Source organism: Acinetobacter sp. ANC 3882 (genome assembly GCF_022549545.1).
Lineage (GTDB): Bacteria > Pseudomonadota > Gammaproteobacteria > Pseudomonadales > Moraxellaceae > Acinetobacter.
Genome location: NZ_JAKZGB010000002.1, coordinates 171,329 through 185,380, shown reverse-complemented (window position 1 = coordinate 185,380; position 14,052 = coordinate 171,329). Strand labels below are relative to the sequence as shown.

Sequence of the window (14,052 nt, the reverse complement as noted above, 5' to 3'; positions counted from 1 at the left end):
ATCTTTCAATATTTATTGGATTCGACTTGCTTTGATCAATTCATTTGATGACTTTCATTATTTCTATCTGGTGGTGAAACACGGTGGATTCAGTGCGGCCAGCGAAGCTGAAAATATCAGTAAATCCAAACTCAGTCGTCGCATCATTGAACTTGAACATAAATTTAATGTCAGTCTCATTCAGCGAACGACCCGTCATTTTAAGGTCACGGAATTAGGTCAAGAGTTCTATGAAGAATGCTGCAAAGTGATTGCACAGGTAGAATGTGCGGAAAATGTCTTGCTCAAACAAAAGAATGAACCGCAAGGCGTCGTTAAAATCAGTTGTCCGCCTTTGATGATGCATTTTCAAATTCGGAAATTACTGAATCAGTTTTTGAAAACCTATCCAAAAGTTGAAATCTCTTTAGAACTTACCAGCCGTCGCGTTGATGTCTTGCATGACGATATTGATATCGCGATTCGAACCAGTTTTGAGCCAAATCAGGACTCTAGTCTCATCGTCCGTGATGTAATTCGCACCGAGCATTGTTTAGTGGCAGCACCGGAATTATTAGAAGGCAAAACCATTCAGCATTATTCAGAGTTACAGCACTACCCGAGCGTGGCTTTGGGCATTCAAAAACATCAATACTATTGGCATTTATGTCATGTCAACCGTGATGAAAGCGTGGATGTGCCTTATCAACCCCGAGTTAAAAGCAATGATTTGGCTGGTGTATATTATGCCGTCAGCGATGGTCTTGGGATTGCTGACCTCCCCTATCTCACCGTGCAAGCCGATATTGCAAAAGGCAAGCTGATTCATCTACTGCCTGAATGGAAATCTAATCGGGGTACGGTTCAATTGGTCTATGCTTCTCGTAAAGGTCAACGTTTGGTGGTCGAAAAGCTGATTGAAACGCTCATGGAGGGTCTACGTGAATTGGCAAAAACTGACAGTGGCTATTCTTTATAGTGCAGTTTTTTTAATAGAGCACTGAGTTCTGTTGCTTCAATTCAGCAAATTTTTTCACCAAAAAATCGATCAGTAATTTCATCGATGGGAGTAATCCTCGCCTTGAGGTATAAACCAAATGGATCAGTTCCGCTTTAGGCTGCCATTCTGGTAAAACGTGAATCAAGCGCCCCTGTTTAATATCTTCCGCCACCATTAACTCAGGTAATTTAGCCACACCCAAACCCTGTAGGGTGGCCTCTCTTAATGCAGTCAAATCAGTGGTGGTCAAGCGAGGATGGCACTGAACTTTGAGCTCTTGCTGATCATGAGAAAATAATTGCCAAGAATACTCAGGTGCAAAGGACTCCATCATCAAAATCGGGAATTGGGTCAATTGCTGTGGCTCAGTAATTGAATAGAACTGATGCAATAAATCTGGACTGGCAACAATAAACTGACGCGCCAAAGCCAGTTCTCGCACAATTAATTCACTATCTGCCAAAGGCAAAGGACGAATCCGTATCGCCAAATCAAAACGTTCATTGATTAAATCCACACGGCGATTGGTTGCTTCGACATGTAGGTTAATTTTAGGGTAAAGCTGCAAAAACTCGTTCAGCATCGGGCTAATATTGATATGCAGCAAATTGGTCGGACAAGACAGCTTAATGAGTCCACGTGGCTCAGCAGTTAAAAACTCAATCGCTTCTTCAGCGGCCTCGGCTTCAATCAACATGGCTTTGCAATGCTGATAATAGATTTTACCCACTTCGGTAATCGACACCTGTCGGGTGGTTCGATTTACTAACTTCACCCCAAGCCGCTCCTCTAATTCGGCAATACGGCGACTCAATAGAGACTTGGTGACCATCAATTCCTGACTGGCTGCCGAAAAACCACCACAGTCGATCACCTTGACGAAGAAATATAAGTCATTTAAATCTTTCATGTTTATTTGCTCGACGTGAGTGCAGGGGTTGATTGTTCTTTTAGTATGACAATATATCCTATTATAGATATTTTTTAGTCATCGTCCTACCTATATTATCAATTATACCAACGATAACATGATGAGGATACAACAATGACAATGCCAGCAAATTTCAATGGTCAAGCACCAGTCATCGATGTCAATGATGCCGTAATGCTGTTGATTGACCACCAAAGCGGCTTATTCCAAACCGTCGGCGATATGCCAATGCCTGAGTTACGTCAGCGTGCTGCGGCACTTGCCAAAATCGCAAGTTTAGCCAACATTCCAGTAATTACCACAGCGTCTGTACCACAAGGTCCAAATGGTCCTTTGATTCCTGAGATTCATGCCAATGCACCACATGCACAATATGTCGCACGTAAAGGCGAAATCAATGCATGGCATAACGAGGACTTTGTCAAAGCAGTCAAAGCAACTGGTCGCAATACCTTGATTATTGCTGGAACCATCACCAGCGTATGTATGGCCTTCCCTGCAATCAGTGCAGTCGCTGATGGCTATAAAGTCTTTGCCGTGGTTGATGCTTCTGGTACCTATAGCAAAATGGCAGAAGAAATTACCTTGGCACGTGTGGTACAAGCAGGTGTAGTGCCAATGGATACCGCAGCAGTCGCTTCTGAAATTCAGCGCACTTGGAATCGTGATGATGCACTGGAATGGGCGCAGGTTTATACGCAAATTTTCCCTGCGTATCAGCTTCTGATTGAAAGTTATAGCAAAGCTCAAGAAGTCGTGACCAATCATGAAACCTTAGATTCTGCACGCTAAAAGCAACACCAATAAGAAAGGCATAAAACTCAGTTTTATGCCTTTTCAAATTTTAAGACTTGCGATGTATTTCTAGAGATTACTCAAGTCTTGGATCATTAGTTTTCAAGACCATGAGGCTCTTTGCTTATCTACGTTTAGATCGACTGTTTTTCTTGCAGCAAGGCATTTTTCTCGACTTTGCTCCTGCTCAATTTCTGAACCAAAAAACCAACCAATACAATCGATAACGCTAGCATTGAGGTATAAGTAACTTCTTTAAAATAAGTCCCTTCGACCAACATCACCCCCAATGACCCAATAATAACGAAAATCACGGCATATGTAATCCATGGGAAAAACCACATTTTAAAGTCGATATGTTGACCTTCGCGTTCATATTTTTTCCGCATCCGTAACTGAGAACATGCAATCGCCAAATACACATATAAAGCGACCGTTCCTGTTGCCATCATTAAAACATCATAGACATTCATACTTTCTGTCGCGGTTAAATACACGGCAACGAGAGCAAATAGGCTGGAAAATAAAACACCAATCCATGGACTCCCCTGACGGTTAGTCAAAGCCAAACATTTTGGGGCATCACCGCGCTTGGAAAGTGAAAATAACATACGGGAACAGGTATACAGTGCTGAGTTAAAACAACTACATACGGAAGTGAGTACAACAAAATTTACAATATGACGCGCTTCAGGAATCCCAAGTGCCGTCAGCGTGACACTATAGGTGCCCCAAGTCGGATCTTTCAATAAAGGATTGTCATGCGGAATTAAACAGACTGTAATCAACATGGATCCGACATAAAACAATAAAATACGCCAGACCACAGAATTAGAGGCTTTTCGAATCTCTTTCTCAGGGCTTTTTGATTCTGCCGCAGCCACAGTCACAATTTCAGCTCCGACATAGGCAAACATCACACCCAACAACGCCGTTATTACAGGTGCAATACCATTCGGCATGAATTCTTTTTGGAATAAAAGGTTCCCTGAATTAGTCTGAGAAATTTCGCCCCATGGCCATAAGTGCAGAATGGCTAAGCTACCAATCACTAAAAATATGACAATCGCCACGACTTTAATTAAGGCAAACCAGAACTCAAACTCACCATAGCTTTTGACATCTTTTAGATTTACCCAAATCAAAGAAACAATCACCAATAACATATATCCCCAGATGGGAATAAAAGGAAACCAGCTATGTAGGATTTTACCTGCGACATAAGCTTCCCACCCCATGAGCAGTGTCCAAAAGCACCAGTACAGCCAGCCGATTGAAAACCCTGCCCAACGTCCAATCGCACGGTCCGCGTAGGTGGAAAATGAACCACTATCTGGATTAAGAACAGCCATTTCAGCCAGCATGCGCATAATAAAAAGGACTAACAAACCACCTAAGGCATAAGCCAATATGACGGCTGGACCCGCTGAATAAATTACATTACCAGAGCCAACAAACAGTGCACCACCAATCACGCCAGCAATGGAAATCATGGTCAGATGGCGAGACTTCAATCCACTTTGTAAACCTTGGGCTCGATTAGGCTCAGAACAATCAGGCTGTACTGCCATATTATTTTCCTTAACATATGGGGAATACTCATACTCCAGAGCAGCGAACTCTGAAATAAAAAATACTCTCTAAAAATTTAGTCGTTTTGTTCATCATCCATTCATGGATCTTTATATGACTAAACCGACACTTTCCGTATGCATACGTTCAATACACTTAATCTGTCGTTTCGGCAGTGAACAAACAAGAGCCACTTTTATAATAAAAATAAGAGCCAATTTCGGCGTTTCTATACAAAACAGAAGGAGCTTAAGGTCAGCTTTCAGAGGTTTTTTCTAATTTATTTCTTAAAAATAAAAGTATTGACGTCATATAGACAGCCATTGCACCTATCGTGTTATGGCTGTAGAAATAACCCAATAAAAAAGCGAGGTATAACCTAAGTTATCCTCGCTTTTGTTCTATGCTTTGAGCTTAGAACGGTAAATCATCGTCTAAATCAGCAGGCGCTGCGGCAGCGGGTTGTGGTGCTGCTTTTGGTGTATTAAAACCATTCCCTGCCTGAGGGCTACCCGCATAATTGCCTTGATTGCCACCGCCTTGACCATAACCACCTTGGTTGTTGTTATTGTTATAGCCTGTATTTTGGTAACCACCACCTTGGTTATTATTATTGTTGTTAAAACGTGGTTGGTTAAAGTCACCACCGCTCTGCTCGCCTTGTTGACGGCTATCAAGCATTTGCATTTGATCACCACGGATTTCCGTGCTGTAACGCTCTTGACCATTTTGGTCTGTCCATTGACGGGTACGCAATGAACCTTCGATATACACTTTTGAACCTTTACGCAGATATTGTTGAGCAATTTCACCTAAACGGTTATGCAACACGATACGGTGCCATTCTGTTTGCTCTTTACGCTCACCTGTACTTTTATCCATCCACGATTCACTGGTCGCAATCGAGAATTGAGTCAACGATCCACCATTTGGAAAAGTTTTTGTTTCTGGATCTTTACCTAAAGTACCTACTAAAATAACTTTATTCACACCACGCATTAGCTGTCTTCATCCTATATATTTCTATGTTTTACTTTATAAGAGTTATGATTAAATGGCTACCTCTTTGCCAATCAAGTGCGTTAAATCTTGTCGCCCAACATCATCTATGCGCTGTTTATCGACTTTAATATACGCAACTTGCTGTTCTGGCATCACCACGACTTCTTCAATACCACGAATCGCCAACAGTTTTGAAGTCCATTCATCTGTTTGTATAGCCTGAGGTAAAGGCAACACAATGGAAGATAAATATCTCGGCTGAGCCAGACCAAAACTAATCAGCAGCCATATTATAGCAATCCCCGTGAGCACACTCCACCCGAGCGCAGTATTCTGTAACATCAAAAGCTGACCACCCAAAGTACCGCCAAAGAATGCCCCTAAAAACTGGCTGCTGGCATTGACCCCCATTGCAGTCGCTTTAGACTGAATCGGTGCTGCTTTGGATAACCAAGACGGCAATAAAGCTTCCATGACATTAAAGGCAATAAAGAATAATCCAAGTCCAGCGAGCAACACATACTTAGATTCGTAGCCAAAAATCAGGATCAATAAACCACCGATAATCCCAGCAATTGCGGTAAGAAAAATGCCACGCATCTTGCGATATTTTTCCGCGATGATGATGCTTGGAAAAGCAAAGAATAGGCTGATGACCAATAATGGCAAATAGACTAAACCATGCTTCGCCAATGGAATTTGTGCGTATTCAATCAACTGCGAAGGTACATAGATAAACATCGCTGTCAGCAATAAATGCAGTGCAAATACCGAAACATGCAGACGATTCAGCTCACCCATTTGGATGACTTGTTTCAGCTGATTCAGATAGCCCTGCTGGTAGTTGCGATGATGTCGCGTTACTTTAGGAACCAACAGCAACATTAAAATTGCCGCCAAACCCATAATGGTGGTGACAAAAAATAGGCCTGAAATACCGACTAAACTGGTGAGCCACGGCCCTAAGCTAAAAGCGACAACGAAGGATAAACCAATACTCATCCCCATCACAGCCATGGCTTTGGTACGCTGTTCTTCACGGGTTACATCGGCCAATAAAGCCATGACCACAGCCGAAACCGCACCTGCGCCTGCAATCGCGCGACCAATAATCACACCATAAATTGTGTCAGATAAACCTGCGATTGCACCGCCAATTGCAAACAGCAATAAGCCGAGTACCACCAGAGGTTTACGGCTAAAACGATCGGCCAATAAGCTAAATGGAATCTGTAAAATTGCTTGGGTTAAGCCATATACCCCAACCGCAAGACCAATTAAGACTGGCGTCGCGTATTGATAGGATTGTCCTGCCACTGAAAAGACAGGAATAATCATGAACAAGCCCAACATGCGTAAGGCAAAAATGCTACTTAAGGCAAAGGTTGAACGGCGTTCTAAAGCATTCATTGTTGATAAGACACTATAACTGGCTCAGCGAATTATAAGCCATTCGCCTACAAAGGTTGTAAGTAGATTATGAAAAACACAATCTTTCTGCGGAGAAAAAATAAAGGAGCGATGTTCGCTCCTTTATTTATCATATCGAATCAAGCTGAAAGCAAACTTAAGAGGCTTGCTGTTCCCGCTTGCTATATTGGATCGAGGCGATGACTGCCCAAACAATAAAGGCTACACCGATTAAACCTGTCACGATTTCAGGTACATGCAAGCCAGTACCACTTGCGATCATGATAAATGCCAGAGCACCAATCGCATAATGCGCGCCATGTTCCAAGAAGATGTATGCATCTAAGGTGCCTTTCTCAACCAAATAAATGGTCATTGAACGGACGAAGATTGCACCAATTGCCAAACCGAGCATGATGATCACCACATCACTGGTAATTGCAAATGCACCGATCACACCATCAAAACTGAACGATGCATCAAGTACTTCAAGGTAAAGGAAACCACCAAAACCTGCTTTGACGACACCTGTCGCTGCGCCATTTGAGTCATGAGTCACGGCATTACCATTTTCATCAATTTCAGGTTCGCCACCCAACAAATGACTCAGTACTTGCACACCGATATACACCACGATGCCCCAGATACCTGCCATGGTCACTGCCAAACGAGCTGATTCTTCCACATTTGCAGCCATGATAATCATCGCGATCAAGGCAAGGAAAACAGACATTGCAGGTACGCTAGCCAAGTGCGCTAATTTTGCTTCTAACCATTTAAACCAATGGGTTTCTTTACCATCATCAAAGAAGAAGTTCAGGAATACCAGCAATAAGAATGTTCCACCAAATGCTGCAATTTCAGCATGATGTGCCATTAAGCGTTCTGAATAGGTCTTTGGATCATTCAATGCCAATTTAGCCACTTCAATCATGCCCATATCCGCAGTCACAGCCACGATGACGACAGGGAAAATTAAACGCATACCAAATACGGCAATCAGGATGCCCACCGTTAAGAAGATCATCTTCCAGAAATGATCCCAACCACGCAGTACCGATGCATTCACAACCGCATTATCAAATGATAAAGAAACTTCCATCACTGCCAAAATTGCAGTGATTGTTAATGCCTTAAGCATCGTCGCAACGCCTGCTTCTGGGCCGTGCGTATAGCCCCAGTAGGCAGATAGTGCTAAACACACTACCGTAAAGAAAATTGAGAAACGGAAATGCTTCATGAGCAACCTTTTATTCAAATTGTCGGGGGGATAAAAATGTGTCTATTGTAGGCGAGTTTGAGTTGAAATAGACAAAAGATTGTTGCACTTATTTTGAAGAAAAAATTATCGCGACAAGACTCTGTTATAGTGCTGACAGATTTCTTTTAGGCTTGCTTTAATAAGGTTCAATCCATGACGTTTTCTCAAGATGTTTGGCAACGTAATCAAGATTTATATCAAAAAATATTAGCACTCCCGTTTAATCAAGAACTTGCAGCAGGTTCATTAAATCGTGAAGCCTTTTGTCACTATGTCATTCAAGATGCACATTACTTATTGGCTTATGGTCGTGCTCTCGCTGTTGCTGCGGCAAAGGCCTATGAAGCGGATGATGTGATTCAATTTTCTGAAGCGGCTAAAATTGCCATTATTGTGGAACGCAGTTTACACAGTGACTTCATGCAGGAATTTGACATCAGCAAAACCGAGTTTGAAAGCACACCGCTGACCCTTGCCTGCCATCATTACACCTCTTTTCTGACAGCAACAGCATGGTCAGAAAGCTATCCTGTCATTCTGGCGGCACTCCTGCCATGTTTTTGGATTTATGCAGAAGTGGGTAAAGATATCGTCAATCAATCGGTCGAAAATAACCCTTACCAAGCCTGGATCGATACCTATGCAGGTGAAGAATTTAATACGGCAGTGCGTAATGTGATTGCAACGGTTGATAAAGTGGCTACACGTTGTGATGAAGATACTTTGGCGAAAATGCACGCAGCCTATACCATGGGCGCAAAACTGGAATGGTTATTCTGGGATAGTGCCTACCAACAACGTCAATGGTTAGGTCTGGATCAAGCCTAAACAGCCCCTTATCTGCATTTTCTATAGACATAAAAAAGCCCCTATTAGGGGCTTAGTCGTATATCGTATCGTCCGATATACTGTATGAGGCTCATCTCAAACTGAGTGCATTAAAGCATAAACCTCATCGAAAACCTACTTTTATCTTTCGACTAAAAAACATTCACCACAATTAAAGCAAGCAATGCCGGTACAGCTTGAATGTAAATAATCTTCTTGCTGGCAGTCAAACCACCATATATACCTGCGATCAGCACACAGGCTAAAAAGAAATTGGCAATCGCGATTGCATACGTAGCGGGTGCCAGTAATGACCAAAATAGACCTGCGGCAAGAAAACCATTATAAAGCCCCTGATTTTGTGCCAACACTTTAGTGAGCTGTGCTTTTTCCAGACTATTACCAAAGGCTTTTAGGCCATAAGGCTTGTCCCAAAGAAACATTTCCAACACCAAAATATAGACATGCAATAATGCGATGAGTCCGATAAGTAATTGTCCAAGCATCTGATTTTTCCTTTTTATGATGACTACATTGGAAGAGACCAGCCTCTCGGCTGGTGATGTGTGTTTAGATTATGGCTGTAACAAGACCTTACCCTGACGTGCACCTTGTGTTGCTTTAAGCGCGGCAGTCTTAATCTCATCAAAACTGAATACTCCCTCAACAGGCAAAATCAGTTTCTTCTGGGTCGCCAATGTAATCAGTTCCACGAACAAAGCCTTTTTACGTTCCGCTGGCATTTCTTTATTCACGACACTGGCCCAGAAACCTTTTACGGTTGCCTGTTTAAAGATCAGATCCCCGGATGAGATCTGCATGGTTTCTCCTGTCATACTGCCAAATGAAACCAACAGACTATTTTCACTCAGTAAATTCAACATTTCACCACTGGCACTGCCACCAATTGAATCTACCCCTGCAATTAATGCTTGATCTGCATGTATGGCTTTGACTTGTTGTTTCCAATCTGGCTGATCCGTCGCCACGATGTGCTGGATACCCAATGCCTGCATTTCTGCAATCGCATCAGTACGGCGAACTAAATTAATGACTTGTAGTCCACGAGCTTGGGCAATCATCGCAACGGTTTTACCCACTGCACCATTGGCCGTATTTTGAATCAACCATTGGCCTGCTTGTAGATTAACAAAATCAAGTAGCATCAAGGCACTGATTGGCATGCCGATCAGTTGAGCTGCTGTCTCATTATCGATTGCATCATTTAACGGAATGATGCTTTGTGCAGGTGCAATAAAATATTCTGCCCAACTGCCATGTACGCCAGCAACCGCAACACGCTGTCCCAGTTTACTTTCATCGACACCTTCACCGACTGCATCGACAATCCCCACCGCTTCGCTGCCACCAATGGCTGGGAGCGTTGGCTTATAGCCATAGCTACCACGTACGGTCCAAACATCATGGTTATGCATGGGAGACATGATGGTTTTAATACGAACCTCACCTGCTTTAGGTTCAGGTTGTGGCATTTCTGCTAGCTGCAATACCTCTACAGGTTCACCAAAACTTTCATGGATAATACTTTGCATGGTTTATTCCTTAATCGGCTGTAACAGCTGTTGTGTGGTTTCTAAAGCTAAATGTAGCGGTGCTTTGTCTTGCGCTAACTTGGTCATCAGGGCCGCACCCAACCACAATTGATACATGACTTGGGCTGTTTTGAGTGGGTCAAGATGCACAGGGATTGAGCCTTGCTGTTGCCCTTCTTGTAATAACAAGGCCACGCGTTGCGTCAATCGATGCACCCCAAGATTGAGAATTTCACGCATGTCCTCGGATAAATCCGCAACCTCGGCCGCCAGTTTCACAATCAGACAATTTTCCGCCCAACTGCCATAAACTGGGTCCTCAATCCACGCTTGCCATAAAGCCATCAGACGCGCATAGGCACTTTGTTCAGTATGTTGCCAAAGCTGCTCTACACGGACCTTATAATCCGCCATATATTGTTCGAGCAAAGCACAGCCAAATGCTTCTTTAGAAGCAAAATAGTGGTAGAACGACCCTTTCGGGACATCACAGGCTTTGAGAATCTCTTGTAAACCAACACCGACAAAACCCTTACGCAACACCAATTCAAAGCTGGTATCGAGGATATGTTGTCGAGTAGTTTCACTTTTATTTGATCGTTTCATGCACACACTATAAATCACTATTAGACCAGTCGTCTAGTAAATTATGTATTTTAATCCGTGATCAATTTTTACATGGCAATCTGTGGCATTGAATGCTAAAAATACTAGGCGCATCGCGTGAGATAAATGTGAACCAGTTCATTAACCGTCACAATTTGTCGTTTTAATTATTTTTATACCACTTGAACGATTTTAAATCGCTATCATATACATGTTTTCATATTCAGCTTATTGAGATGTATTTATGAGTCAAAGTCATATCCGTATTCGAGGCGCACGTACCCATAATTTAAAAAATGTGTCACTCGATATTCCACGTGACAAGTTTGTGGTAATTACGGGACTTTCTGGCTCAGGAAAATCATCCTTGGCCTTTGATACCTTGTATGCCGAAGGTCAGCGCCGTTATGTCGAATCCCTGTCGGCTTATGCGCGCCAATTCCTATCACAGATGGAGAAACCTGAAGTCGATTCGATTGAAGGTTTATCGCCTGCGATTGCGATTGAACAAAAATCAACAAGCCACAACCCACGTTCAACCGTCGGTACCATTACTGAAATTTATGACTATTTACGTTTGCTCTACGCACGTGTGGGTACGCCCTACTGCCCTGAGCATGATCTACCGATGGTGGCACAAACCATCTCAGAAATGGTCGATGCAGTAAAAGGACTTGAAGAAGGCACAGCCCTGATGCTGCTTGCGCCTGTAGTGCGTGAACGTAAAGGTGAATACACCCAATTATTTGAACAGTTACAAGGTCAAGGTTTTGTTCGTGCACGTGTCGATGGTGAAATCATTGATATTGATACACCACCTGAGCTGGACAAGAAGAAAAAACATACCATTGAAGTCGTGGTCGATCGCTTTAAAGTACGTGACGATCTCGGTAACCGTATTGCAGAGTCGTTTGAAACCGCATTACGTTTAGGTGGTGATATTGCAGTTTTATCATGGATGAATGGCGAACATCCTGAACGCGTGTTCTCGGCGAAACATTCTTGCCCTGAGTGTGATCGTGCTGTGGCTGAACTTGAACCACGTCTATTCTCATTCAACAACCCATTCGGTGCCTGCCCAGTTTGTGATGGTTTGGGTACACGCAGCCATTTCAGTTCAGATAAACTGATTCCAAACCCTGAGGTTTCAATCAGCCAAGGTGCGATTCGTGGTTGGGATAGACAACGCCCGTATTACTACACCATGCTGCAAAAAGTCGCGGATCATTTCAGTATCGATCTGGATCAGCCATGGAATACACTGGATAAAGACACGCAAAAGAAATTCTTGCAAGGCACAGGCAAAGAGAAAATCGATCTCAGTTATATTGATGAGCGTGGTCGTAAGCACAGTCGCGTGCAAGCCTTTGAAGGGATTTTGCCGCATTTAGAACGTCGCTATCGCGAAACTGAATCGAATTATGTCCGTGATGATTTAGCTCAATACTTATCGAATGCAGCATGTGATGCTTGCGGCGGTTCACGTCTGAATGAAATTTCTCGTCACGTTCGTGTCAAAGACAAAACCATTGCCCAAATCACCAAGATGTCGATTGGCGATGCGGAAAACTATTATCAAGATTTGAACCTTGAAGGTGCTAAAGGTGAAATCGCCGATAAAATCTTTAAAGAGATTCGTGAACGTTTACACTTTCTGGTCAGTGTTGGCCTGAATTATCTGAGTCTGGCACGTTCAGCCGAAACCCTTTCAGGCGGTGAAGCGCAACGTATTCGTCTGGCTTCACAGATCGGTGCAGGCTTGATGGGCGTGATGTATGTGCTTGATGAACCCTCGATTGGTCTGCATCAACGTGATAATGATCGCCTGCTACAAACCCTGATTCGCTTGCGTGATCTCGGTAATACCGTGCTTGTAGTTGAGCATGATGAAGATGCCATCCGTGCTGCTGACCATATTATTGATATCGGACCAGGTGCGGGTATTCATGGCGGTGCGGTGATTGCCGAAGGAACTTATGATGAATTGGCGAATCATGCCGACTCGCTCACAGGTCAATATCTGTCAGGTAAATTGAAGATTGAAGTACCAAAACAACGGACCCAATCCCCTCGTCCAGATGAAGTCATTAAACTCTCTGGTGCAAGCGGACATAACTTACAAAATGTCGATTTGACCATTCCATTGGGTATCATGACCTGTGTGACTGGGGTGTCTGGTTCTGGTAAATCAACCTTGATTAACCGTACCTTATTGCCTTTGGCTGCAACTCAGCTGAATGGGGCAACCACGCTGACTGCTGAAAAGTTTGATTCGATCGACGGCTTACAACATTTAGATAAAGTGGTGGATATTGATCAAAGTCCTATTGGCCGTACGCCACGTTCGAATCCTGCCACTTACACGGGTTTATTCACGCCGATTCGTGAATTGTTTGCTCAGACACCTGAAGCCAAAGCACGTGGTTATAGCGCAGGTCGTTTCTCGTTTAACGTGAAAGGCGGTCGCTGTGAAGCCTGTGAAGGCGACGGCATGATTAAGGTGGCGATGCACTTCCTGCCTGATATGTATGTGCCATGTGATGCTTGTCATGGCAAGCGTTATAACCGTGAAACTTTAGAAGTGGGTTATAAAGGCAAGAACATTTCTGATGTCTTGGAAATGACGGTGGAAGACGCCGCTGAGTTCTTTAGTGCCATTCCTGTGATTCATCGTCGTTTAGATACTTTAACTCAAGTCGGTCTTGGCTATATTCGTTTAGGGCAAGCAGCAACGACCCTTTCTGGCGGTGAAGCACAACGGGTGAAACTGGCACGTGAGTTGGCAAAACGCGATACGGGTCGAACCTTATATATCTTGGATGAACCGACCACAGGTCTGCATTTCCATGATATTGCCAAGTTGCTCGACATTTTGTACGAGCTACGCAATAAGGGGAATACCATCGTTGTGATTGAGCATAATCTGGATGTAATCAAGACCGCTGACTGGGTGATTGACTTAGGCCCTGAAGGTGGCTCGGGTGGTGGTCAAATCATTGCCGAAGGAACACCTGAACAAGTGGTGAAATCTAAAATTTCACATACAGCGAAGTTCTTAAAACCGTTGTTGAAGTAATGTTTGATTAAATTAGGCTAGAAGGCTCAGCGACTTCTA

General features: G+C 43.4%; 12 protein-coding genes. 4 read left to right on the top strand and 8 right to left on the bottom strand.

Annotated elements, in window-relative coordinates; translation table 11 throughout:
* Nucleotides 1–31 precede the first annotated feature (31 nt).
* The gene (locus MMO42_RS05985; RefSeq protein ID WP_241319713.1) at nt 32–958 is read left to right on the top strand and encodes a LysR substrate-binding domain-containing protein; all 927 of its coding nucleotides are present in this window, start codon (nt 32–34) and stop codon (nt 956–958) included.
* 10 nt (nt 959–968) lie between these two features.
* On the opposite strand, the gene MMO42_RS05980 is transcribed toward MMO42_RS05985, so the two are convergent.
* Nucleotides 969–1,889, bottom strand: coding sequence for a LysR substrate-binding domain-containing protein (locus MMO42_RS05980; RefSeq protein ID WP_241319712.1), 921 nt, complete (start codon nt 1,887–1,889; stop codon nt 969–971).
* Nucleotides 1,890–2,024: 135 nt separating this feature from the next.
* On the opposite strand from MMO42_RS05980, the gene MMO42_RS05975 reads away from it, so the two are divergent.
* Nucleotides 2,025–2,702: a hydrolase gene (locus MMO42_RS05975; protein WP_005147577.1), complete on the top strand. Its 678-nt coding sequence runs from the start codon at nt 2,025–2,027 to the stop codon at nt 2,700–2,702.
* A gap of 137 nt (nt 2,703–2,839) precedes the next feature.
* Here MMO42_RS05975 and MMO42_RS05970 read toward each other — a convergent pair whose 3' ends face one another.
* From MMO42_RS05970 to MMO42_RS05955, 4 genes are all read right to left on the bottom strand, one after another.
* A complete protein-coding gene (locus MMO42_RS05970) occupies nt 2,840–4,276 on the bottom strand; it encodes an amino acid permease (RefSeq protein WP_241319711.1) in 1,437 nt (478 codons plus the stop codon).
* Nucleotides 4,277–4,691: 415 nt separating this feature from the next.
* Nucleotides 4,692–5,276, bottom strand: coding sequence for a single-stranded DNA-binding protein (gene ssb, locus MMO42_RS05965; RefSeq protein WP_241319710.1), 585 nt, complete (start codon nt 5,274–5,276; stop codon nt 4,692–4,694).
* A 51-nt stretch (nt 5,277–5,327) separates the two neighbouring features.
* On the bottom strand, nt 5,328–6,689 hold the full coding sequence (locus MMO42_RS05960; protein ID WP_241319709.1) for an MFS transporter: 1,362 nt from the start codon (nt 6,687–6,689) through the stop codon (nt 5,328–5,330).
* Between the two features lie 157 nt (nt 6,690–6,846).
* The gene (locus MMO42_RS05955; RefSeq protein WP_005209435.1) at nt 6,847–7,929 is read right to left on the bottom strand and encodes a DUF475 domain-containing protein; all 1,083 of its coding nucleotides are present in this window, start codon (nt 7,927–7,929) and stop codon (nt 6,847–6,849) included.
* Nucleotides 7,930–8,103: 174 nt separating this feature from the next.
* Here MMO42_RS05955 and tenA point away from each other — a divergent pair, with 174 nt between their 5' ends.
* Complete coding sequence (gene tenA, locus MMO42_RS05950; protein ID WP_241319708.1) at nt 8,104–8,778, top strand: thiaminase II; 675 nt, start codon at nt 8,104–8,106, stop codon at nt 8,776–8,778.
* 152 nt (nt 8,779–8,930) lie between these two features.
* Here tenA and MMO42_RS05945 read toward each other — a convergent pair whose 3' ends face one another.
* The 3 genes from MMO42_RS05945 to MMO42_RS05935 all read right to left on the bottom strand — a co-directional run bounded on the left by MMO42_RS05945 (nt 8,931) and on the right by MMO42_RS05935 (nt 10,937).
* On the bottom strand, nt 8,931–9,284 hold the full coding sequence (locus MMO42_RS05945; RefSeq protein ID WP_005297513.1) for a DUF1304 domain-containing protein: 354 nt from the start codon (nt 9,282–9,284) through the stop codon (nt 8,931–8,933).
* 69 nt (nt 9,285–9,353) lie between these two features.
* Entirely contained in the window at nt 9,354–10,331 is a 978-nt protein-coding gene (locus tag MMO42_RS05940) for a zinc-binding dehydrogenase (protein WP_241319707.1), read from the bottom strand.
* Nucleotides 10,332–10,334: 3 nt separating this feature from the next.
* Entirely contained in the window at nt 10,335–10,937 is a 603-nt protein-coding gene (locus tag MMO42_RS05935) for a TetR/AcrR family transcriptional regulator (protein WP_005147589.1), read from the bottom strand.
* 244 nt (nt 10,938–11,181) lie between these two features.
* On the opposite strand from MMO42_RS05935, the gene uvrA reads away from it, so the two are divergent.
* Nucleotides 11,182–14,013, top strand: coding sequence for an excinuclease ABC subunit UvrA (gene uvrA / locus MMO42_RS05930; protein WP_241319706.1), 2,832 nt, complete (start codon nt 11,182–11,184; stop codon nt 14,011–14,013).
* The last annotated feature ends 39 nt before the right edge of the window (nt 14,014–14,052 follow it).

Excerpts from the sequence above, each read along its gene's own strand:
- MMO42_RS05980 (WP_241319712.1), bottom strand. The coding sequence starts at position 1,889 with ATGAAAGATTTAAATGACTTATATTTCTTCGTCAAGGTGATCGACTGT.
- MMO42_RS05975 (WP_005147577.1), top strand. The coding sequence starts at position 2,025 with ATGACAATGCCAGCAAATTTCAATGGTCAAGCACCAGTCATCGATGTC.
- MMO42_RS05970 (WP_241319711.1), bottom strand. The coding sequence starts at position 4,276 with ATGGCAGTACAGCCTGATTGTTCTGAGCCTAATCGAGCCCAAGGTTTA.
- ssb (WP_241319710.1), bottom strand. The coding sequence starts at position 5,276 with ATGCGTGGTGTGAATAAAGTTATTTTAGTAGGTACTTTAGGTAAAGAT.
- MMO42_RS05960 (WP_241319709.1), bottom strand. The coding sequence starts at position 6,689 with ATGAATGCTTTAGAACGCCGTTCAACCTTTGCCTTAAGTAGCATTTTT.
- MMO42_RS05955 (WP_005209435.1), bottom strand. The coding sequence starts at position 7,929 with ATGAAGCATTTCCGTTTCTCAATTTTCTTTACGGTAGTGTGTTTAGCA.
- tenA (WP_241319708.1), top strand. The coding sequence starts at position 8,104 with ATGACGTTTTCTCAAGATGTTTGGCAACGTAATCAAGATTTATATCAA.
- MMO42_RS05945 (WP_005297513.1), bottom strand. The coding sequence starts at position 9,284 with ATGCTTGGACAATTACTTATCGGACTCATCGCATTATTGCATGTCTAT.
- MMO42_RS05940 (WP_241319707.1), bottom strand. The coding sequence starts at position 10,331 with ATGCAAAGTATTATCCATGAAAGTTTTGGTGAACCTGTAGAGGTATTG.
- MMO42_RS05935 (WP_005147589.1), bottom strand. The coding sequence starts at position 10,937 with ATGAAACGATCAAATAAAAGTGAAACTACTCGACAACATATCCTCGAT.
- uvrA (WP_241319706.1), top strand. The coding sequence starts at position 11,182 with ATGAGTCAAAGTCATATCCGTATTCGAGGCGCACGTACCCATAATTTA.